This is a genomic window from Okibacterium fritillariae (genome assembly GCF_052783725.1).
This window is the reverse complement of record NZ_CP199917.1, coordinates 2,965,410-2,983,803: the sequence shown is the minus strand read 5'-3', so window position 1 is coordinate 2,983,803 and position 18,394 is coordinate 2,965,410. Positions and strand designations below refer to the sequence as shown.

18 protein-coding genes are annotated in these 18,394 nt (G+C 68.1%); 6 read left to right on the top strand and 12 right to left on the bottom strand.

The window, feature by feature from the left end; genetic code table 11:
• Positions 1 to 88 precede the first annotated feature (88 nt).
• The 6 genes from ACUWEX_RS13690 to ACUWEX_RS13665 all read right to left on the bottom strand — a co-directional run bounded on the left by ACUWEX_RS13690 (position 89) and on the right by ACUWEX_RS13665 (position 5,627).
• Positions 89 to 505 carry a hypothetical protein gene (locus tag ACUWEX_RS13690; protein WP_079728712.1) on the bottom strand — a complete coding sequence of 139 codons (417 nt, stop codon included), beginning with the start codon at positions 503 to 505 and terminating at the stop codon, positions 89 to 91.
• A gap of 114 nt (positions 506 to 619) precedes the next feature.
• The gene (locus ACUWEX_RS13685) at positions 620 to 829 is read right to left on the bottom strand and encodes a hypothetical protein (protein WP_079728711.1); all 210 of its coding nucleotides are present in this window, start codon (positions 827 to 829) and stop codon (positions 620 to 622) included.
• A 190-nt stretch (positions 830 to 1,019) separates the two neighbouring features.
• Positions 1,020 to 2,483, bottom strand: a complete 1,464-nt coding sequence (locus ACUWEX_RS13680; RefSeq protein WP_445996602.1) for a DUF6421 family protein — start codon at positions 2,481 to 2,483, stop codon at positions 1,020 to 1,022.
• A 157-nt stretch (positions 2,484 to 2,640) separates the two neighbouring features.
• On the bottom strand, positions 2,641 to 3,573 hold the full coding sequence (locus tag ACUWEX_RS13675) for an ABC transporter permease (RefSeq protein ID WP_079728709.1): 933 nt from the start codon (positions 3,571 to 3,573) through the stop codon (positions 2,641 to 2,643).
• Between the two features lie 67 nt (positions 3,574 to 3,640).
• On the bottom strand, positions 3,641 to 4,699 hold the full coding sequence (locus ACUWEX_RS13670) for an aliphatic sulfonate ABC transporter substrate-binding protein (RefSeq protein WP_079728708.1): 1,059 nt from the start codon (positions 4,697 to 4,699) through the stop codon (positions 3,641 to 3,643).
• A 73-nt stretch (positions 4,700 to 4,772) separates the two neighbouring features.
• Positions 4,773 to 5,627, bottom strand: a complete 855-nt coding sequence (locus ACUWEX_RS13665) for an ABC transporter ATP-binding protein (RefSeq protein WP_445996601.1) — start codon at positions 5,625 to 5,627, stop codon at positions 4,773 to 4,775.
• Positions 5,628 to 5,802: 175 nt separating this feature from the next.
• Between ACUWEX_RS13665 and ACUWEX_RS13660 the strand changes: the two genes are divergently transcribed.
• Positions 5,803 to 7,389: an amino acid permease gene (locus tag ACUWEX_RS13660; protein WP_445996600.1), complete on the top strand. Its 1,587-nt coding sequence runs from the start codon at positions 5,803 to 5,805 to the stop codon at positions 7,387 to 7,389.
• Between the two features lie 20 nt (positions 7,390 to 7,409).
• Here ACUWEX_RS13660 and ACUWEX_RS13655 read toward each other — a convergent pair whose 3' ends face one another.
• Positions 7,410 to 7,796: a DUF1801 domain-containing protein gene (locus tag ACUWEX_RS13655; RefSeq protein WP_445996599.1), complete on the bottom strand. Its 387-nt coding sequence runs from the start codon at positions 7,794 to 7,796 to the stop codon at positions 7,410 to 7,412.
• A 48-nt stretch (positions 7,797 to 7,844) separates the two neighbouring features.
• On the bottom strand, positions 7,845 to 8,747 hold the full coding sequence (locus ACUWEX_RS13650; RefSeq protein ID WP_445996598.1) for a PhzF family phenazine biosynthesis protein: 903 nt from the start codon (positions 8,745 to 8,747) through the stop codon (positions 7,845 to 7,847).
• A gap of 87 nt (positions 8,748 to 8,834) precedes the next feature.
• Between ACUWEX_RS13650 and ACUWEX_RS13645 the strand changes: the two genes are divergently transcribed.
• Both ACUWEX_RS13645 and ACUWEX_RS13640 read left to right on the top strand, forming a co-directional pair.
• Positions 8,835 to 9,314, top strand: coding sequence for a hypothetical protein (locus ACUWEX_RS13645; RefSeq protein ID WP_445996597.1), 480 nt, complete (start codon positions 8,835 to 8,837; stop codon positions 9,312 to 9,314).
• A gap of 168 nt (positions 9,315 to 9,482) precedes the next feature.
• A complete protein-coding gene (locus tag ACUWEX_RS13640; RefSeq protein WP_079728702.1) occupies positions 9,483 to 9,656 on the top strand; it encodes a CsbD family protein in 174 nt (57 codons plus the stop codon).
• A 248-nt stretch (positions 9,657 to 9,904) separates the two neighbouring features.
• Here the strand turns inward: ACUWEX_RS13640 and ACUWEX_RS13635 are convergent, their stop codons facing one another.
• On the bottom strand, positions 9,905 to 10,726 hold the full coding sequence (locus tag ACUWEX_RS13635) for an alpha/beta fold hydrolase (protein WP_445996596.1): 822 nt from the start codon (positions 10,724 to 10,726) through the stop codon (positions 9,905 to 9,907).
• Between the two features lie 189 nt (positions 10,727 to 10,915).
• Between ACUWEX_RS13635 and ACUWEX_RS13630 the strand changes: the two genes are divergently transcribed.
• On the top strand, positions 10,916 to 12,076 hold the full coding sequence (locus ACUWEX_RS13630) for a helix-turn-helix domain-containing protein (protein WP_445996595.1): 1,161 nt from the start codon (positions 10,916 to 10,918) through the stop codon (positions 12,074 to 12,076).
• On the opposite strand, the gene ACUWEX_RS13625 is transcribed toward ACUWEX_RS13630, so the two are convergent.
• Together ACUWEX_RS13625 and ACUWEX_RS13620 are read right to left on the bottom strand one after the other, a co-directional pair.
• The gene (locus tag ACUWEX_RS13625; protein WP_234991253.1) at positions 12,073 to 12,831 is read right to left on the bottom strand and encodes a GH25 family lysozyme; all 759 of its coding nucleotides are present in this window, start codon (positions 12,829 to 12,831) and stop codon (positions 12,073 to 12,075) included. The two genes, ACUWEX_RS13630 and ACUWEX_RS13625, sit on opposite strands and share 4 nt — an antisense overlap.
• A 119-nt stretch (positions 12,832 to 12,950) precedes the next feature.
• Positions 12,951 to 13,808, bottom strand: coding sequence for an exodeoxyribonuclease III (locus ACUWEX_RS13620; RefSeq protein ID WP_079728698.1), 858 nt, complete (start codon positions 13,806 to 13,808; stop codon positions 12,951 to 12,953).
• A 67-nt stretch (positions 13,809 to 13,875) separates the two neighbouring features.
• Here ACUWEX_RS13620 and pyrE point away from each other — a divergent pair, with 67 nt between their 5' ends.
• The gene (pyrE, locus tag ACUWEX_RS13615) at positions 13,876 to 14,424 is read left to right on the top strand and encodes an orotate phosphoribosyltransferase (protein ID WP_079728697.1); all 549 of its coding nucleotides are present in this window, start codon (positions 13,876 to 13,878) and stop codon (positions 14,422 to 14,424) included.
• 2 nt (positions 14,425 to 14,426) lie between these two features.
• A complete protein-coding gene (locus ACUWEX_RS13610) occupies positions 14,427 to 17,612 on the top strand; it encodes a hypothetical protein (RefSeq protein ID WP_445996594.1) in 3,186 nt (1,061 codons plus the stop codon).
• Positions 17,613 to 17,707: 95 nt separating this feature from the next.
• Here ACUWEX_RS13610 and ACUWEX_RS13605 read toward each other — a convergent pair whose 3' ends face one another.
• Positions 17,708 to 18,337 (bottom strand): LysE/ArgO family amino acid transporter, encoded by a 630-nt coding sequence (locus ACUWEX_RS13605; RefSeq protein ID WP_200811560.1) that lies wholly within the window; start codon positions 18,335 to 18,337, stop codon positions 17,708 to 17,710.
• Positions 18,338 to 18,394: the final 57 nt, after the last annotated feature.

The window sequence follows — 18,394 nt, the reverse complement described above, 5'->3', positions numbered from 1 at the left end:
TTGTCGATCACCCCGAAACTACGCCGCGAGCGCGGGGGAGGCAAAGGCTTGACACCGAGTAGGAGAGCCGACTCGAGGACTCGACGGCTCAGCGGGGTTGCGCGACGCAGATCGTGTCGCCGCCTTCGTGTGTCTTCGTGACAGTGAGGGCCTTCTCGAACTCGATTCCCTCGTCGCGGATGATCGTGCACACGATCTCATCGGAGGTCGATCCCGAGATGACGACGCGGGCTTCGTCCTTTGCGCCCACGACGGCATCCTTCTGTGACCAGGCGCTGCCCGAGGCCTGAGCCGGCCGCATCTTCACATCTGTGGGAAGCCCGTTCGTCGCCGACAGGTAGGTGATCTTCTCCGTTCCTTGCAAGCCCTCGACGCTGTAGCTCACGACGTAGGAGTCGATGGGTTGATCGTAGAGCGATTTCAGCACCCAGAAACCGGCCGCGGCCAGCCCGAGCGCCCCGAGGACGGCGAGAAGGATGAGAAGGGGTTTGGTCGCGCTGCCCATAATGTCTCCAATTCTAAAATGATGTAGTTCATATTCTAGAAGACACTTGGGGCAAAACGAAGGGCGGGGGAAGTAAGACTTCCCCCGCCCGGGTCGCTCATGCCGTGAGGCGCTTTAGCGCAGGCTCTTGACCTTTTTGTTGGCGGCCTTCTCGGCCTTGGCGAGTTCCTTCTTGGCGCGACCGCGGGCCTTCTTCACCTGCGGGTCGTTCCAGAACTTCTTCACCGACTTGGAGATCTGCTTGTAACGGGCGCGACCCGCCTTGGCTCCCAGCACGTAGGCGAGGAAAGCGATGATGAGGATGAAAATGAACTTGGGGCGCATTGGTCCGGTCTCCTTGAGGTCGTCTCGGCGAGTGTGCTCGGCGAATGTGCTGGGCGCGTCGTTCCTCCGACGCTATCGAATTCGGCTCGGGAACGGCAGAGGGTGGCGCGGCCTTGCGGCCCGGGTGTACGAGGCGTAACGTACCCGGCCGCCGCCCGCGCCGCCTGCCGCCTGCGCCACCTCCTGCCGTCTAGTGCAGGCCCTTCGTCGAGGCGATCACGGGCGCCATCTTCTTGCCCAGCGCCTCATAGAACATCGACAGCGGGAATTCGTCGTCGAGCACGGCATCCGTGTAGCCCTTCGGCGGGCCCTGCAGCACCTCGTCGGGAAGCCCCCGCGCCCATGCCGACGCGGGATGCGGGGCGAGCGTTGCCGAGATCAGCTCATGTGCGGCCAGCCAGTGCGCCACCTTCGGCCGGTCGATCGAGCGCCAGTATAACTCGTTGATCGCGTCGCTGAGCGCCACGACGACGGCGGGCACGGCATCCCAGTCGAAGGCCAGGCGGGTGTCGGTCCAGTGCAGCACGCCGCGCTGGTGCAGCCAGGCGAAGAGCAGCTGCCCGCCGAGGCCGTCGTAGTTGCGCACGCGGTCGCCCGTCAGCGGGAACCGGAACAGCCGGTCGAACAGGATGGCGTATTGCACGAGCCCGGCCATGCGCAACGTGGTGCGCTCGATCTCGCTGAGCGACGCGTCCTCACGGGCGCCGAGTGCCGCCTGCACGGTCACCGATTCCCGGAACGCCGTCAGGTCGCAGCGCAGCTCCTCGAGCGAGTAGAGGAAGTAGGGCATGCGCTGTTTGATCATGAACGGATCGAACGGCAGGTCCCCGCGCATATGCGTGCGGTCGTGGATGAGGTCCCACATGACGAACGTGTGCTCGGCCAGCTGCTGGTCGGCGAGGAGCGCCGCGGCCTCGTCGGGCAGGTCGAGGCGTGTGATGCTCGCGGCCTCGGTGACGACGCGGCGAAAACGGGCGGCCTCGCGGTCGGCGAAGATGGCGCCCCACGTGAACGTCGGCACCTCACGCATGGCCACGGTCTCGGGGAAGAGCACGGCCGAGTTGGTGTCGTACCCGGGCGTGAAGTCGAGGAAGCGGATCGGAACGAACAGTTTGTTCTCGTAGTCACCGGCCTCGAGATCGTGCACGAATTCGGGCCAGATCGTCTCGACCAGCACGGCCTCGACGAACCGGTTCGTGCTGCCGTTCTGCGTGTACATGGGGAACACGACGAGGTGGGCGAGCCCGTCGACGCGGTTCTGCTGCGGCTGGAAGGCGCGCAGCGAGTCGAGGAAGTCGGGCACGCCGAAGCCGCCGTCGGCCCAGCGCGCGAAGTCGCCGTCGACCAGCCGCAGGTAGTCGGCATCGTGCTCGAACGACGGCGCCAACTCACGGATGCTGTCGCGCACCGTCTGCACGAGTCGGGCGGCTTCGTCGTGGTCGCTCGTGTCGCCGGCCTCGCCGATCGAGCCGTCGCGCAGCTGCAGCTCCTGCAGCCGCGTGGCCGCGCGCTTGAGGTTCTGCCACGCGGGCGTCTCGACGAGGGCGCGATTCGCCCGGGTCGCGGGGGAGGTCTGCGAGAGGAGCTCGTCTTCGACGACCTCCGGTTCGCCGACGACGGCTGCGGTGTGCGCAGGTGTGCTGTTTTCGGACATGGTGAACCTCCTTCGCAAGATCGAGCGTGTGGCTCAACGCTAACGAAGAAGACGCGCTTTTCGGTTGCGTCTTTCAGCGAAAAGGTGTGCGCGGACGGCCGGACGCGCGCGAAATCATCCGCGCAACCGGCCTCTCACGCAGAAGGGCCCGAACGGGTCACGCCCAGCGCTTGTTGACCCAGCGCTCGAGCACGCCGACCAGGGCATCCGTGAGCTTGCCGATGACGGCGAGCAGGATGATGGCGAGGAAGATGCGGTCGATGCGCCCATTGTTCTGCGAATCGATCAGCAGGAAGCCGAGGCCCATCGACGAGGCGATCAGCTCGGCCGCAACGAGGAACAGCCACGACTGAGCGAGCGCCAGGCGCAGCCCCGAGATGACCGAGGGCAGCACGGCCGGCAGCTGGATGGTGGTGAAGAGCTTCACACCGCGCAGCCCGAACGCGCGCCCGGCCTCGACGAGGTTGCGATCGACGTGTCGCAGCGCCGCCGAGATGGTCGTGTAGACGGGGAAGAATGCGCCGATCACGATCAGGGTGATCTTCGACTCTTCGCCGATCTTCAGCCACAGGATGAGCAGCGGAATCCAGGCGAGCGACGGCACCGCGCGAATGGCGCCGAGAGTGGGGGCCACGAGGATGTCGGCGAGGCGCGAGAGCCCCACGACGGCACCCAGGATGATTCCGAGCACAGCCCCGATCGCGAAACCGATCAGCACGCGCTGCAGCGAGATGGCCATGTACTGGCCGAGCAGACCGCGCTGGATGAGGTCGATGCCCGCGTTCCAGACCATGGCGGGCGAGGGCAGTTGAGACACGGGCACGAGGCCGAGCGATGTCGACAGCTGCCATCCCACCAGGATCAGAATCGGCAGGATGCTGCCGCCCACGATGACGAACCAGGTGCGGCGCGTGAGCGGCCGGCGCCCGCGAGCGGAGTCGACCCGGCGGTCGCTGGCCTCGCTGCGGGCCGCCACGTCGGGGCGCACGCGCGTGGCGGCCGGGGTCGCGTATTCGGCGGCGGGCGGCACCACGCCGACCGCGCCGCGGCGCACCTGTTCGCTGTTCGTCAGCTGGTCGTTGTCAGACATCGAATCCTCTGCGATCGAAGGGCGGGGCGAGTGCGGGCGGGCGGCCGGGCTGCGGCGTGCGGCGTCGTTACTTCGAGCCGACGGCGTCCGGGTCGGCCTTCTCGGCGAACTCGGGGTCGAGCAGCGATGCCAGGGCGTCGTCGATCTGCTTCTGGTCGGGCACGTCGCCGGATTCGACGAAGATCGGGCCGATGACCTTCAGCACCTTCTCCTGCGCGCTGCCGGGAACGTTGTCGACGTCGAGGTTGGAACGTTCGGTGATGACCTTGGTGGCCACGGCCGAGTCGAGGCCCGCGACATCCGCCAAGATCTGGGCAGTCTTCTCGGGGTTCTCGGCGGCCCAGGCGCGGGCGTGCTCGTAGGTGTCGACGACGGTCTGCGCCACATCGGGCTTGGCGTCGAGGAACGTCTCGGTCGCGTTGAGGAAGCCGTAGCTGTTGAAGTCGACGTTGCGGTAGATGAGCTTGGCTCCCGCTTCTTCGGCGCCGGCCATGATGGGGTCGAGGCCGGCCCAGGCGTCGACCGAGCCGTTCTGCAGGGCGGCCCAGCCGTCGGCGTGCTGCAGGTTCTCGATCGTGACGTCGCTGGCCGAGAGGCCGTTCTCCTCGAGCGCCTGCAGCAGGAAGAAGTAGGGGTCGGTGCCCTTGGTGGCGGCGATCTTCTTGCCCTTGAGCTGCTCGACCGAGGTGATGTCGGAGTTCGGTCCGACCGCGAGGGCCGACCATTCGGGCTGCGAGAAGATGTCGATGGTCTTGATGGGCGAGCCGTTCGAGCGGGCGAGCAGCGCGGCCGAACCGGCGGTCGATCCCACGTCGATGGCGTTGGCACGCAGGGCCTCGTTGGCCTTGTTCGAGCCCGCCGACTGCACCCAGTTGACCGTGATGTCCTGGTCGTCGAGGGCGTCCTCGAGCCATCCCTGGTCCTTGATCACGAGCGACAGCGGGTTGTAGGTGGCGAAGTCGATGTTGAGCGTGCCGCCCTCGGTCTTCGTGTCGGAGGAGGCCTGGTCGTTGTCGGAGCCAGCGCTCGGGTTCTGGGTTTCGCCGGCGACGCAGCCGGAGAGCAGCAGAGCGGCGGTGGCGGCGCCCGCGACGACGGCGGCGATGCTGAGACGTTTCTTGCGCATGAGGGTCCTTCTGGGCTGATGGTGCAGGAGGGCGGTGGGGGGAGGAGTGGAACGGGAGAGCGGGTGAGATGCGTCAGCGGCGGGTGTGCCGGTCGATGCCGAGTCCGTCGAGCAGGCGTCCGCGCAGCTCGGCCAGGTCTGCCGATCCGCGGTCGCGGGGGCGTTCGCCCGGCACGGTGAGGGTCTCGACGATGGTCGAGCCGTCTCGCCCGTCTTCGCGGCCGAGCAGAATGACGCGGTCGGCCAGTTGCAGCGCTTCGTCGACGTCGTGCGTGACGAGCAGCACGGTGGTGGGGGCGGCGCGATGGATGTCGAGCAGCAGGTCCTGCATCTTCAACCGGGTCAGCGCATCCAACGCCCCGAAGGGTTCGTCGAGCAGCAGCACGCCGGGGTTGCGGGCGAGTGCGCGGGCGAGCGAGGTGCGCTGCGCCATGCCGCCCGAGATTTCACGGGGGCGGTGCCCGGCGAATTCGCCGAGGCCGACCAGGTCGATGAGGGTGGCGACGCGTTCGGCGCCGGCCTTCTTGTCGGTGCCGGGCGGCAGGCCGATGGCCACGTTGTCGGTGACGCTGCGCCAGGGGAGCAGGCGGGGCTCCTGGAAGCCGATGGCCGTGCGGCCGTCGGTGCCGGCGACGGGCTGGTCGTCGATGAACGCGTCACCCGTCGACGCCGTGTCGAGGCCGCCCGCGATGCGCAGGAGCGTGGACTTGCCGCATCCGCTCGTGCCCAGGATGGCGACGACCTCGCCGGGCGCGATGGTCAGGTCGATGTCGCGCAACACGGTGCGTTCGCCCGAGGCCGGGGTGGCGACATCCGTCGTCGAGGCGGCGCGACCGCGCTTTTTCTCGACCGGAAAGCTGCGGCTGAGCCCGTCGAAACGCACCGAGAACGCCGTGTTGGCAGCGGTGGTGGAGGTGAGGGTGGCCATGTTTCAACGCTACCCAGGGCCTCGTGAGGATGTTTCGCCTGCTGTCACACGACGTAACAGACCCCGGCCGACCAATAAGATTTGCCCTCCCGCGCGACACGCCGAACGGAGGGCGTCGAAATCTCAGTTTTTTGCGGAGCCGTGGCATGCTGGCCGTCTGCGAAAGGACGACCCCATGACGCATTCCCCCGACGCCGGCCGTTCCCCCTCGGCGAAGCCCGACACCACGGCTGATCTTCCGGACTACCAACCGAACTCAAGCTTCGACGCCGAGCAGGCCGGCTACCAGAAGAATCTGAAGTCGCGTCAGCTGCAGATGATCGCCATCGGTGGCGCCATCGGCACGGGATTGTTCATGGGCGCGGGCGGCCGGCTCGCCATCGCGGGCCCGTCGCTCGTCATCGTCTACGCCGTGTGCGGCGTGTTCGCGTTCTTCATCCTGCGCGCGCTCGGCGAGCTGGTGCTGCACCGCCCGTCCTCCGGGTCGTTCGTGTCCTACGCGCGCGAGTTCTTCGGGGAGAAGGCCGCCTTCGTGGCTGGATGGATGTACTTCCTCAACTGGGCCATGACGGCCATCGTCGACGTCACGGCCGTGGCGCTCTATGCGCAGTTCTGGTCGATGTTCACGGTCGTGCCGCAGTGGCTTCTCGCGCTCATCGCGCTCGTCGTGGTGCTCGGCGTGAACCTCGTGTCGGTCAAGGTCTTCGGTGAGCTCGAGTTCTGGTTCGCGCTCATCAAGGTCGTCGCGCTCGTGGCGTTCCTCGGCATCGGCACCGTGTTCCTGGCGGCCGGCTGGCCCACCGAGGAGGGTGTCACGGGCGTCGCCATGCTGGCCGACAACGGCGGCTTCTTCCCCACGGGTCTGTTGCCCGGCGTCATCACCGTAACGGGTGTGCTCTTCGCCTACGCCTCGATTGAGCTCGTGGGAACGGCGGCCGGTGAGACCGCCAACCCCGAGAAGGTCATGCCGCGCGCCATCAACTCGGTCGTGTTCCGCATCGCCGTGTTCTACGTCGGCTCGATCCTGCTGCTCTCGCTGCTGCTGCCCTACGACACCTACAAGGCGGGTCAGAGCCCGTTCGTCACGTTCTTCTCGCACCTCGGCAACCCCGAGACGGGCGAGATCGCCGGGTCGATCATGAACTTCGTGGTGCTCACGGCGGCGCTCTCGAGCCTGAACGCTGGCCTCTACTCGACCGGCCGCATCCTGCACTCGATGGGGATGTCGGGCGCCGCGCCCAAGTTCACCACGCGCATGAACAAGGCGGGTGTGCCCTACGGCGGCATCATGCTCACGGTCGTCATCGCGCTGTTCGGCATCGCCCTCAACGCCTTCGTCCCCGAGGAAGCCTTCGAAATCGTGCTCAACGTGGCCGCGCTCGGCATCATCAGCACGTGGGCCATGATCGTCATCTGCCAGATGCAATTGCAGCGCTGGGCGGCTCAGGGTCGCCTGAAACGACCGTCATTCCGGATGCCGGGGGCACCCGTCACGTCGTGGATCACGCTCGTCTTCCTCGCCGTCGTGCTGGTGCTCATGGCCTTCGACTGGCCCACGGGAACCCTCACGGTCTCGTCGCTCGTGCTCATCATCCCGGCCCTCATCGTCGGCTGGCACTTCGCCAAACCGCGCGTGCTCGAGATCGCCAAGGCGCGCGACGGCCACACGGGTGCGTTCCCGGCCGTGGCCAACCGCTCACCCATCGGCGGCGGCCCCGCGTCCGGCGACGGCGACCCGTCGGACCGCCGCTCCGGCCGCTGATTTCTGAGTTTGGTACGCAGTCAGCGCAGCTGCGCGGCCCACGATTGGACGAGGGTGGCGAAGGCGTCGCGGTGTTCGAGGATCTGGTCGGATGAGCCGAAGGTGACGACCGCTCGGTTGCGGTCGGCCCAGCGCAACAAGCCCGCCGGGGCATCCACGGTGATTTCGGGATGCTCGGGCTTCGGTTTCGCGCCCGTGTGCAGAATCACCTGAACTGCCGTCGGCCGCCGAAAGTTGAAGGTCGCGAAATCGTCGACGGTCGCGAAGTTCGGGGCCTTCCACTTCAGCGTCTCGACGACGTCGGGCGCGGCATCGAGGAGCGCCGCGCGCAAGCCACGGGCCGACTCGGCCATCGGATGCTCGAGCCCCGCCCAATACTCGTCCGCCGCAGCGTCGCTTCTACCCATGCCTCAGTATGGCGCTGCCATGCCGTCGCTGCCCGAAGAATTTCTGCGTCAGGCAGGGAGCTCCGGCGCGTCGATGGGCGTCGCCGTGCCCGTCACGGTGATGCCACCCGCCGCCGGGATGTCGACCGTCAGCAGGCTGGGCAATCCCACGTGCCGCCCTTGACGAACCAGCACGCGGGCCGGCGTCGTCACGGCACCGAGCGACCGCAGGTAGCCGCCGAGGGACGCCGCGGCCGAACCGGTCGCCGGGTCTTCAGTGATGGCCCCGACGGGGAACAGGTTGCGCGCCTCGATCTCGAGGTGGGCGGGCGGCGTGTCGCCTCCGGCATCCGAATCGGGCACGTGGATGACCGTAACGGTGCCCGCCCAGCCCCGCGCGTCCATGAGCGCCCGCATGGCGACCGGGTCGAACGTGAACGCGTCGAAGCGCTCGAGCTCGCGGATGGCGACGACCGGATGCCAATTGCCCGCGAAGGATTCGCGAACGGGGAAGCGGGTGTCGAGGTCATCCGGCCCGACGCCGATCAGTGAGAGCAGTTCAGCGGTGGTGGAGCCGCCGAGCTCGCGCACCTCGGGTTCGACGCTCGTGAACGCGGCCGTGACCGCGCCGTCGGCTCCCGTCGAGGTCTCGATGCGCACATCGCCCGCGGCCGTGCCGAACACGTAGGTGCCCACACCGTCCCGCTCGGCGAGGGCGACGGCCGTGGCGATGGTGGCGTGGCCGCAGAAGGGAACCTCGGCTCCAGGCGAGAAATAGCGCAGGCGCACGTGCCGCGGGTCGCCGCCCACGGCGTGCTCCACGACGAAGGCCGTCTCGGCGTATCCCACGCGGCGCGCGATGGCCTGCATGGTCTCGCCGTCGAGGGGGCGCGCGTCGAGCACGACTCCGGCGGGGTTGCCCCCGGGGTTTCCATCGGCGAAGGCGCTCAGGCGCAGGACATCAGCGGTCATCCTCTCAGTCTGACGAGGGCCATGCTCCCCGGGCAAGAGGCCAATTCGCCACTGCCGGTCAGCGCGATCCTGCCCTATGCTCACCGCATGGCCGAATCGATGCAGGATGCTCAGAACCGGGTTCTCGCGCTCAACAGCGACGACCGCCCCTTCTTCTACGAACCCACCGCCGTCGGCATCCGCGCCACGTGGAAGTACGCCGACCAGAAGTGGCTCGGTTTCTTCGGCGCGGGCGTGCGCCAGGGGTCCTACGACCTCTATGTGACGCTCGACCCCGACGACGGCACGTGGGAATTCGACGAAACGTCGGCGGATGCCGAGGCCACCGTCAACGCCGACGGGCTGCACGGCGAGAAGAAGTGGCAGAGCGGCTCGCAGAAGTCGTTCACGCTCAACAAGAGCTTCGCGCTCGCCTCGGAGTCGACGGACCGCCAAGGCACGCACACGGGCCAGTTCTTCGGCTATCGCTTCGACACCGACGAGATCAAGCAGCCGCTCATCGACGCCCTCACGGCGGCGGGCTACTCGCGCAAGAAGGGCTTTTTAGGCAAGCTCTTCGGCGGCTGAGGAGTGCCGCGCAGTGGCCCCTTCGGATTGCCCCGAAGTGGTCACAATCCGCTTGCGGGCACGGCAGCGAACCCGGTATGAAGAAAAAGTCGCATGAGTTTCGTGACGAAACCCGGCGACGACCCGTCTTATCCGTGTACGTAACCCGATTCGTGAAAGGGGCTCATCATGAGCGCAGCAGACAAGATCAAGAACGCCGCTGAAGAACTAGCCGGCAAGGCGAAAGAAGCGGTCGGCAACGTGACCAACAACGACAAGCTCGCCGCCGAGGGCAAGGCCGACCAGACCAAGGCCAACGTCAAGCAGACCGGCGAAGACGTCAAGGATGTCTTCAAGAACTAGTCGTCGTGACGGGACGGCTTCGCCGGGAGCGGGTCGCTCACGCGACAGTCTCGTGCCGCGGCACGAGCCGTACTCGCGGGCATGGATGCCCGCAGACGTCAGCAGCACGCACGAAGCGGCCCACCCTGGGGTGAGCCGCTTCGTGGTCTGCACGCCCGCGTTCGCACCGATAGTGTCTGCGTGAACGCCACCTACCTCGCGCAGAGTCTGCGGGCGCGGCCTGTGCGCAGGTCAGGCGCGGCGCCAGGCTATTTCTTGATGAACTCGAGAATGTCCTGGTCGAGTTCGGTCTGGTAGGCGCCATGGATGCCGTGCGGGGCACCCGCATAGACCTTCAGGGTGCCGTCCTTGACGAGCGTGATGGTCTTCTCGGCCGCCGCCGCGATCGGCACGATCTGGTCGTCGTCGCCGTGCGCGATAAAGATCGGCACATCCAGGGCCTTGAGGTCATCGGTGAAGTCGGTCTCGGAGAACGCCTTCACGCAGTCGTAGGCCGCGGCGAGGTTGACCAGCATGCCCTGGCGCCAGAAATCATCCTTGGCTCCCTGAGACACCGAGCTGCCCTCGCGGTTCGCGCCGAAGAACGCCTCGCTCAGGTCCCGGTAGAACTGCGACGCATCCTCGAGCACACCGGCGCGGATGCCGTCGAATACCTCGATGGGCGTGCCCTCGGGGTTATCGTCGGTCTTCACCATGAGGGGCGGAACGGCCCCGGCGGTGATGACCTTCACGACGCGCCCCTCGCCGTGCTGCGCTGCGTAGCGCACGACTTCGCCGCCACCGGTCGAATGACCGATGACGACGAGATCGTGCAGGTCGAGGGCTTCGACCAGTTCGGCGAGGTCCTGAGCATAGGTGTCCATGTCGTTGCCCGTGTAGGTCTTCGACGAGCGCCCGTGGCCGCGGCGATCATGCGCGATCGCGCGGTAGCCGGCATCGGCCAAGACTTTCAGTTCCTTCTGCCAAGCGTCCGACGACAGCGGCCAGCCGTGGCTGAGCAGCACGGGCTGACCCGAGCCCTGTTCGGTGTAATAGATCTCGGTTCCATCGGTAGTGGTGATGTAAGGCATGCGTGTTGTCCCTCTCGCGAGCCGGAAGTGTTGCGGTCATGCCGAACCTACGGCGAAGCGGGTCCCGGCGATACGTTCGGCAGCCCATTCCCGTTCCGTCACCTGTCCAGACCTGTTCCGTCACTTGTCCAGCGGGGCACAGCACCACAATGATGCAGAGAGAGCATCGCCCGATCAGAGAGGAAGTCGATGAACCTGCAGGAACTCGTTGACGAGCTGTCCCTCGCGCTCGGGCGGTCCGTCGTCATCGGCGACCGCGAATTCCGGTCCCTCGCGGCCAGCCCGCAGGGCGACGACGTCGATGACATCCGCACGAACAGTCTCTTGCGTCGCGCCCTCGCGCCCGAGCCGCGCACCTACCTCGAAAACGAGGGGGTCTTACAGGCCACGAAACCCGTCATCGTCTCGTTCGCTCCGTTCGGCACCCATGCGCGACTCGTCGTGCCGATCCGCGACGACGACACCCTGCTGGCCATGATGTCGATCATCGTCGGGGGGTTGCCCGCGCTGACCGAAGCCCAGCACGCCGCCATCGACGCGTCGGTGATGATCGCTCGGCACCTCCTCGCCGAGAACCCCCATGCCGCCACCTCGCTGCGCGCCGCGGTAATGGGCCGGCTCATCTCGGCCGACGAGGCCGAGCGCCGCGCCGCCTTCGCCGAGGCGCTGCGCAAAAACTGGATCGAACGCGGCGGCAACACGATCGTGCGCGCCGTGGCCATCGACCCGGGCATCGGCCCCATCCAGCGCGTGGCTTTCGGCCGTCACCTCGGCTCGCTCAGCGCACCCGCGATCGGCTTCCTCGGCGATCGCGACGGCACACTCTTCTTCGTCGGGCGCGCCGCCGACAACGATGTGGCCGACCGTGTCATCCCGGCCGAGGCATCCAAGTTGGCCGTCGCCATCCACTCGATCGGCTCGGCCCGGCACTCGCGCGACCACGACGACCTGAGCGCGGCCGCCGACCAGGCCGCGCTCGCCGCCGACCTGGCGGGTGCCATCAAACCGGGCGTCACCCGGGCCGACATCAGCGAGCTCGGCGCCTGGACGATGCTCGCCGCCATCCAGGCCGATCGCTCACAACTCGAGACGTTCTCGCCCGCCGCCCACGCACTCACGGCAGGCGGCGGCGACCCACTGCAACGCGAAACCGTCGAGACCTATCTGGATGTCGGGGGTCGAGCCCGCGACGCCTGCGAACGCCTGCACATCCACCGCACCACGCTCTACTACCGTCTCGACAACATGCCGCCGCCCGTCAAGGCCGCGCTCGACGACGGCATCAGCCGCAGCTCGCTGCACCTCGCGCTCAAACTGGTGCGCTACTGGGAGGCGACGGGGCGCTTCTAGCGCTGGCCCGACGCGCGCAGGCTCTTCAGCTCGTCGAGCGTGCCGCGGAAGACGTTGAGGTCGATGTAGTCCTCGTCGCCCTCGTAGCCGGGCAGCTTCTCGCGGTTGGAGTACTGCCAGAGATCCCAGGCGCGTCCATCGGGAAGCGTCGGCGGGGTGAAGACCGAGCGGATCCAGATCGGATTCTCGGCATAGCCGTCACGCAAATACGAGTCGTAGTAGTCGGCCGTGGCATAGAGGATGGGTGGCGCGCCGTAATGCGCCTCGAGGTCGGCCAGCAGGGGGTCGAGGATGTCTCGCACCTGCTGCTTCGTGGGCATCGTCGCGCAGTAGTCGGCGTAGCACTCGACATCCACCACCACGGGCAGGGCGCCGGTCTCGTTGGGCACCGTGGCGATGATGTTGTCGGCCTGCGTCGAGCCCGAGCTGTCGAAACTGAGGAAATGGTAGGCGCCGACGAGGAGATCGGTCTGGCGTGCGGCCTGCCAATTCTCGGCGAACCGCGAATCCTGGCTGCCCGACCCCTCGGTCGCCTTGATGAACGCGAAGTCGATGTCCTGATCGGCCAGCGTGTCCCAGTCGATATCGCCCTGATACACGCTCACGTCCACGCCCCGCACGGAGTACCCGGCGGCGAAGAAACGGTTGGGCCACAGCACGCCCGTGGCCACGAGCAGAGCACAGAGGCCGGCGGCGACCACGACGGATGCCGCGGCGATCGCCCAGCGCATCCATACCCGTCGTCGCGTCGTCACCCCACCAACCTAGCCGGACAGGCCGCGCCGTCGGACGCGCGAGCCCGCCGGATGCGTGAGCCGCCGTACCCGGAAGTCGCCGGATGCGCGAGGCCGCTGAATACCGAGCCGCGCTCGTGTCAGCCGAAGATCATCGGGCGGTCTTCGTCCTCGCCCTCGAGCGCCAGGTCGACGAGCACCGGGACGTGGTCACTGGGCGAGTCGCCCTTGCGCTCGTTGCGGTGGATCGAGGCATCCGTCACGAGTTCGGCGAACGCGGGTGAACCCATGATGAAGTCGATGCGCATGCCCTCGTTGCGGGGGAAGCGCAGCTGCTTGTAGTCCCAGAACGTGTAGCCCTCTGGCACGATCGGGCGCACGACGTCGACCATGCCGATGGCCTCGAAGGCGTGGAACGCGTCGCGCTCGGGGCCCGAGATGTGGGTGCTGCCCGGGCCGAACGAGGGGTCGCCCATGTCGCTGTCGGAGGGGGCCACGTTCCAGTCGCCCATGAGCGCGAGCGGCAGCGTCTCGTCGGCCAGCCACGCCTGCGTGTCTTCGCGCAACGCGTTCAGCCACTGCAGCTTGTACTCGTAGTGCGGGTCGTCGACGCCACGGCCGTTCGGAACGTAGAGGCTCCACACGCGCACGCCGTCGACCGTCGCGCCGATCGCGCGCGCCTCGAGCGGGTTGCCGTCTGGGTCGAGCACGGGGGTCGTCTTGGTGGCGTTGGCCTTGCCGAAACCGGGCATGCCCGCGAACGAGGTGGCGATGTCATCCATGGGCAGGCGGCTGGCGATGGCCACGCCGTTCCACTGGTTGAGGCCGTGCGTGACGACCTCATAACCGGCCTCGGTAAAGGGATCGTGCGGGAACTGGTCGTCACGGCACTTGATCTCTTGCATGGCCAAGACGTCGACGTCTTCGCGGACCATCCAGTCGACGACGCGGCCCACTCGGGTGCGAATGGAGTTGACGTTCCAGGTGGCGATGCGCATGCCGACAATGCTATCCGGGCCCGTCGTGTGGACGTTCCGGGCCCGTTCACCCGTAAACTGTCGTCTTGTGACGGATGCGCGCCAACAACTCATCGAATTCATCTCGGCCGAGGCAGTCTTCCACGGAGACTTCACCCTGACGAGCGGCAAGAAGGCCACGTACTACGTCGACCTTCGCAAGGTGAGCCTCGACCACCGCGTCGCTCCGCTGATCGGCCAGGTCATGATCGACCTGATCGCCCCGGTTCCGGATGTCTTCGCCGTCGGTGGTCTGACCATGGGCGCCGACCCCGTCGCCGCTGCGATTCTGCACCAGGGTGCCGCCCGTGGCCTCACCTACGACGCGTTCGTCGTGCGCAAGGAACCCAAGGACCACGGCCGCGGCAAGCAGGTCGAAGGCCCCGATCTCGCCGGCAAGCGTGTCATCGTTCTCGAGGACACCTCGACAACGGGCGGTTCGCCGCTGAAAGCCGCCGAGGCGCTCGAGAAGGTCGGCGCCATCGTCGTCGGCGTCGCCGTCGTCGTCGACCGCAACACGGGTGCCCGCGAGATCATCGAGAAAGCCGGCTACCCCTACTTCGCCGCCATCGGGCTGGCAGATCTGGGCCTGGAGTAACCGTGGCCGACGAGCGACGGCGGGGCGACCAGCCCGAACGGAACGACGGCGACGAGGCCCGTGACCGAGACGCCGTCGAGGGCGCGCCCGGCACACACCCCGACGAGCCGCCCGTCGAGACGGCGGGGCTGCCGCTCGGCACCGAATGGTTGCTCGGACAGCTCGATGACGACGACGCTGACGACGACGACGTTGCGGATGAGGTGAGCGACGGTTCGTCCGTCGCGCCGCGTGCTGCGGGGTCTGAGTCTTCGTCCGATGCCGAGGCCTCTGCTCCGACCGGTGTGCGCGGTTCGGTGCGCAAGGCCGAAGAGCAGCTCATGTCGTGGCTCGGGGCGAGCACCGAGCACGACACGGAGAAGACGCCCGAGACCGGCGCCCTCGCATCCGCTTCGTCCGACGATGCCGCGAACACCGAGGATGTCGAGACGGGACCCATGCCCGTCATGCCCGCCTTCGGCACGCCGGCTGGTGGAATCCCCGCCTCGCCGTCGACCGAGCATCTGTTCCGCGCCCCGGCGAACCCGGCCGACCGCAACGAGACCCCCGAATTGTCGCCCTGGTGGCGCGCCCGACCCGGTGCGCAGCCCGACGACGCCGCGTCGGAGCAGGACTCGGACGACGGCGCCACGGATGCCTACCCGAGTGAGGAAGGCTCGTCTCGCTCGAGCACGGCGACATATGCCGGATCACTCGGACTCGACGGGCTGCGCGGTTCGCGCGGGGCGTCAGAGGGCGATGCAGCTGGCGACGAGACCGACGGTGACGACACGTCCGGCGTGGGATCGGCCACGGGCGAGGCCCCGACAACGCGGCGCGAATCGCGCACGGCGCGGATGCCTGTCGTGGCCCCGGAGGAGTCGAGCGCCGACGACGAGTTGCCGGCGGACGAACTGGATGACACCGACCTGATCGATGTGCACACCAGTGACGATGAGAATTACGCGCCGCGGCGCGCGACCTTCACGCCGCCGCCGAGCGAGGCGGCCGTGCCCGAGTGGGCCCGCGCCGATGACGACGATGCCGATGCCGATGCCGATGCCGATGCCGATGCGCAGGTCGGCGGTGAGGGCGAGTCGCACTCCGACGGCGCCAGCGCCGCGGCCACTGGCGGCATCGCTGCCGCGGAGGAGGATGCGCCCGCAGACGTGCCACGCTCCTCGCTGCGGCATCCGCAGGCCCTGAGTTTCACGCCCGAAGAGTTGGCCGCCGTGCGCGGTGAGCGGCCGTACGAGGCGACGGCTGAGGACGCGTCGTCCGCCGAGGCGCAGGGATCAGCGACCGACGAGGTCGACCCCGACGGAGACACGGTGTCGGGAGACGGCCATGGCGCCGCGCGCGACGAGGACGGTCGTGTGGGCGGTCACGCTCAAGATTTCTTGACCGAAGACCTCGGCGAGGTTCCCTTCTCCTGGGAGCTCAGCCGCAACGACGAACTCGACCCCCGCGTGCATGCGCGCCGCGAAGCCGAGCGCGTGGCCGAGGAAGAGCGCGTGGCCGAGGCTGAACGTGTGGCTGAAGAAGAGCGTGCGGCTGACGCCGAGCGTGCTGCTGAAGCCGATCGTGCCGCTGAAGCCGAACGTGCAGCCGAGGCCGAGAGGGCTGCTGAGGCCGAACAGGCTGCCGAGGCTGCTCGTGTCGCCGAGGAGAAACGTGCCGCCGAGGTCGAGCGGCAGGCCGAACTCCGGCGAGCCGCCGACGCTGAGACAGCCCGCGCCGCGGCCGCCGAATACGAAGCGGCCCTGGAACGCCAGCTCGCGGCGATGCGCGACCGCGAAGCCGCGAGCGGCGCAGCGTCGGCAGCCGGCGTCGCCGGACTCGCCGCGGCCACTGCCGCCGCTGCCGGCTCTGCCGCAGGCGGGAACGAACGAGCCGACGGAATGAACTCCGGCGAGGAGGACGATGCGGCCGCCCGCGCAGACGCGGGTTCGCGCTCGGCGTCCGTCGACGCCCCGACAGAGGCGATGGACTTCTCGGAACTGCAGTTCGCCTCGCGCAACGACGACCGCGAACCGGCTGCGAGCTCGACCGGTCGCGAGGCCGCGGGGGACTCCGGCACTGGCACTGGCACTGGCACCGGCAGCGATTCCGGCACCGGTTCCAGCGCCGACACCGACGCCTACACCGATACCGACTCCTGGTCGCTTTTCGGCGACGACGATGCAGACGAACTCGAGCGTGACGACACGGACGACAATGCGGGGCCCCGCGCCGACGCATCCGATCGACGTGCCGACGCCGCCGATGCCACTGTCGTGCTGCCCGTTGCCGACTCGGAAGCTCCCTTCGGGGGCGACGTCAGCCAGCCCGGTCAACCGGACAACGCGCCGACGCAGCTTCTCGGTGCGGCCGGAGCGGCGACCGCGGCGGATCGTGCCCCAGAATCGACAGGTCCGGCACATAACGCGGCCGGAGCTGCCGGAACCGAAGCATCCCGTCGCGCCGCATCCCGCGCGAACGACGATCACGCCATGTCGGCACACGATTCGAGTCCCCGGGCCGCAACCGGCGGCGCGAGTGGCTCCGGGCCAGGCGCTGGCGACGGCGGCACGCGTCCGCCCGCGGGCAACACCGTCGCCTCGAGGTTCCCTCGCCCCCTGATCCTGGTGGCCGGGGCGCTCGTCCTGGTGCTGATCCTCGTCGGGCTCTTCTTCTTGGGCACGCGCATCCCCGGGCTCGTAGCCGGGCCCGCCACGCAACCCACCGCGACACCGACCGCGAGCCCCGCGACATCCGAAACGCCGACGGCCACGGCCGAATCCGCCCCCGAGCCGACGCCCGAGGCCCCAGCAGCCCCGGCCGCCGGACCGCTCGCGCCGGGCACGTATGACTGGAAGCTGCTGGCCGGCGGCGAATGCCTCGAGCCCTACACGAACCCGTGGGTCGAAGAGTTCACCGTGGTCGACTGCGCCACCCCGCACGCCGCACAGATGGTGAAGAAAGCGGCCGTGTCGGAAGACCCGGCCGCGGCGTTCCCGGGCGAAGCGGCCATCGCGGGCCAGATCTCGCTGCTCTGCAGCGCACCCGGCGTGCTGAACCTGGCCGCGGCGGGCGCCCTGAACGACGTTCAGGTGCAGGGCAGCTACCCGGTCACGGCCGAGCAGTGGGCAGCGGGCGAGCGCAGCTACTACTGCTTCGTCAGCCGGTCGAGCGCCCAGCCCATCACGGGGTCTCTCGCCGGAAGCTGAGTTTCTGAGCCTGCGTGCCCGAGCGCCGGCGCTCCATCATCCGTGTCCGAGCATCCGTGCCCGAGCATCCGGGCCTGGACATCCGTTCCCGACTGTCAGTGGCCGAGCGCCATGCGGATGCCGAGCGCCAGCATGACGACCGCGATGAGCGCGTCGAGAACGCGCCACGACGACGGCTTGGCGAAGAACGGCCGCAGCAGCCGCGCCCCGAACCCGAGCAGCGTGAACCAGGTGAAACTCGCCAGCACGGCGCCGCCCGCCCACCACCACCGCTCGGCTTCGCCCTGCTGGTTGGCGACCGATCCCAGCAGCAGCACGGTGTCGAGATAGACGTGGGGGTTCAGCCAGGTGAGCGCGAGGGCTGTGAACACGGCCGCTCGCAGCGAGATGCGCGGTGATGCGGCGCCCGGTTCGAGCGCCTTCGGCTTGAGGGCCCGCCAGGCGGCGAAGAGACCGTAGGCGATCAGGAACACCGTTCCCAGGACGCGGATGACGACGAGCGCCACCGGGGCTGCCTCGATGACCGCGCCGATACCCAGCACTCCGACGACGATGAGCACGGCATCCGAGATCGCGCAGATGGCGACGACCGCGAGGACGAGACCGTTGCGACCCGTGAGGCCGAGCTTCAGCAGGAACGCGTTTTGCGCGCCGATCGCAACAATGAGGGCGAGCCCGGTGCCGAAACCCAGCAGGGCGGGCAGGAGGGTGGTGGAGAAGGTCACGATGTAACGGTATGGATGCCGGGGTGTGCAGTACAGCTAAAGATTCTTCTGCGCCGT

Excerpts from the sequence above, each read along its gene's own strand:
- ACUWEX_RS13690 (WP_079728712.1), bottom strand. The coding sequence starts at position 505 with ATGGGCAGCGCGACCAAACCCCTTCTCATCCTTCTCGCCGTCCTCGGG.
- ACUWEX_RS13685 (WP_079728711.1), bottom strand. The coding sequence starts at position 829 with ATGCGCCCCAAGTTCATTTTCATCCTCATCATCGCTTTCCTCGCCTAC.
- ACUWEX_RS13680 (WP_445996602.1), bottom strand. The coding sequence starts at position 2,483 with ATGTCCGAAAACAGCACACCTGCGCACACCGCAGCCGTCGTCGGCGAA.
- ACUWEX_RS13675 (WP_079728709.1), bottom strand. The coding sequence starts at position 3,573 with ATGTCTGACAACGACCAGCTGACGAACAGCGAACAGGTGCGCCGCGGC.
- ACUWEX_RS13670 (WP_079728708.1), bottom strand. The coding sequence starts at position 4,699 with ATGCGCAAGAAACGTCTCAGCATCGCCGCCGTCGTCGCGGGCGCCGCC.
- ACUWEX_RS13665 (WP_445996601.1), bottom strand. The coding sequence starts at position 5,627 with ATGGCCACCCTCACCTCCACCACCGCTGCCAACACGGCGTTCTCGGTG.
- ACUWEX_RS13660 (WP_445996600.1), top strand. The coding sequence starts at position 5,803 with ATGACGCATTCCCCCGACGCCGGCCGTTCCCCCTCGGCGAAGCCCGAC.
- ACUWEX_RS13655 (WP_445996599.1), bottom strand. The coding sequence starts at position 7,796 with ATGGGTAGAAGCGACGCTGCGGCGGACGAGTATTGGGCGGGGCTCGAG.
- ACUWEX_RS13650 (WP_445996598.1), bottom strand. The coding sequence starts at position 8,747 with ATGACCGCTGATGTCCTGCGCCTGAGCGCCTTCGCCGATGGAAACCCC.
- ACUWEX_RS13645 (WP_445996597.1), top strand. The coding sequence starts at position 8,835 with ATGGCCGAATCGATGCAGGATGCTCAGAACCGGGTTCTCGCGCTCAAC.
- ACUWEX_RS13640 (WP_079728702.1), top strand. The coding sequence starts at position 9,483 with ATGAGCGCAGCAGACAAGATCAAGAACGCCGCTGAAGAACTAGCCGGC.
- ACUWEX_RS13635 (WP_445996596.1), bottom strand. The coding sequence starts at position 10,726 with ATGCCTTACATCACCACTACCGATGGAACCGAGATCTATTACACCGAA.
- ACUWEX_RS13630 (WP_445996595.1), top strand. The coding sequence starts at position 10,916 with ATGAACCTGCAGGAACTCGTTGACGAGCTGTCCCTCGCGCTCGGGCGG.
- ACUWEX_RS13620 (WP_079728698.1), bottom strand. The coding sequence starts at position 13,808 with ATGCGCATCGCCACCTGGAACGTCAACTCCATTCGCACCCGAGTGGGC.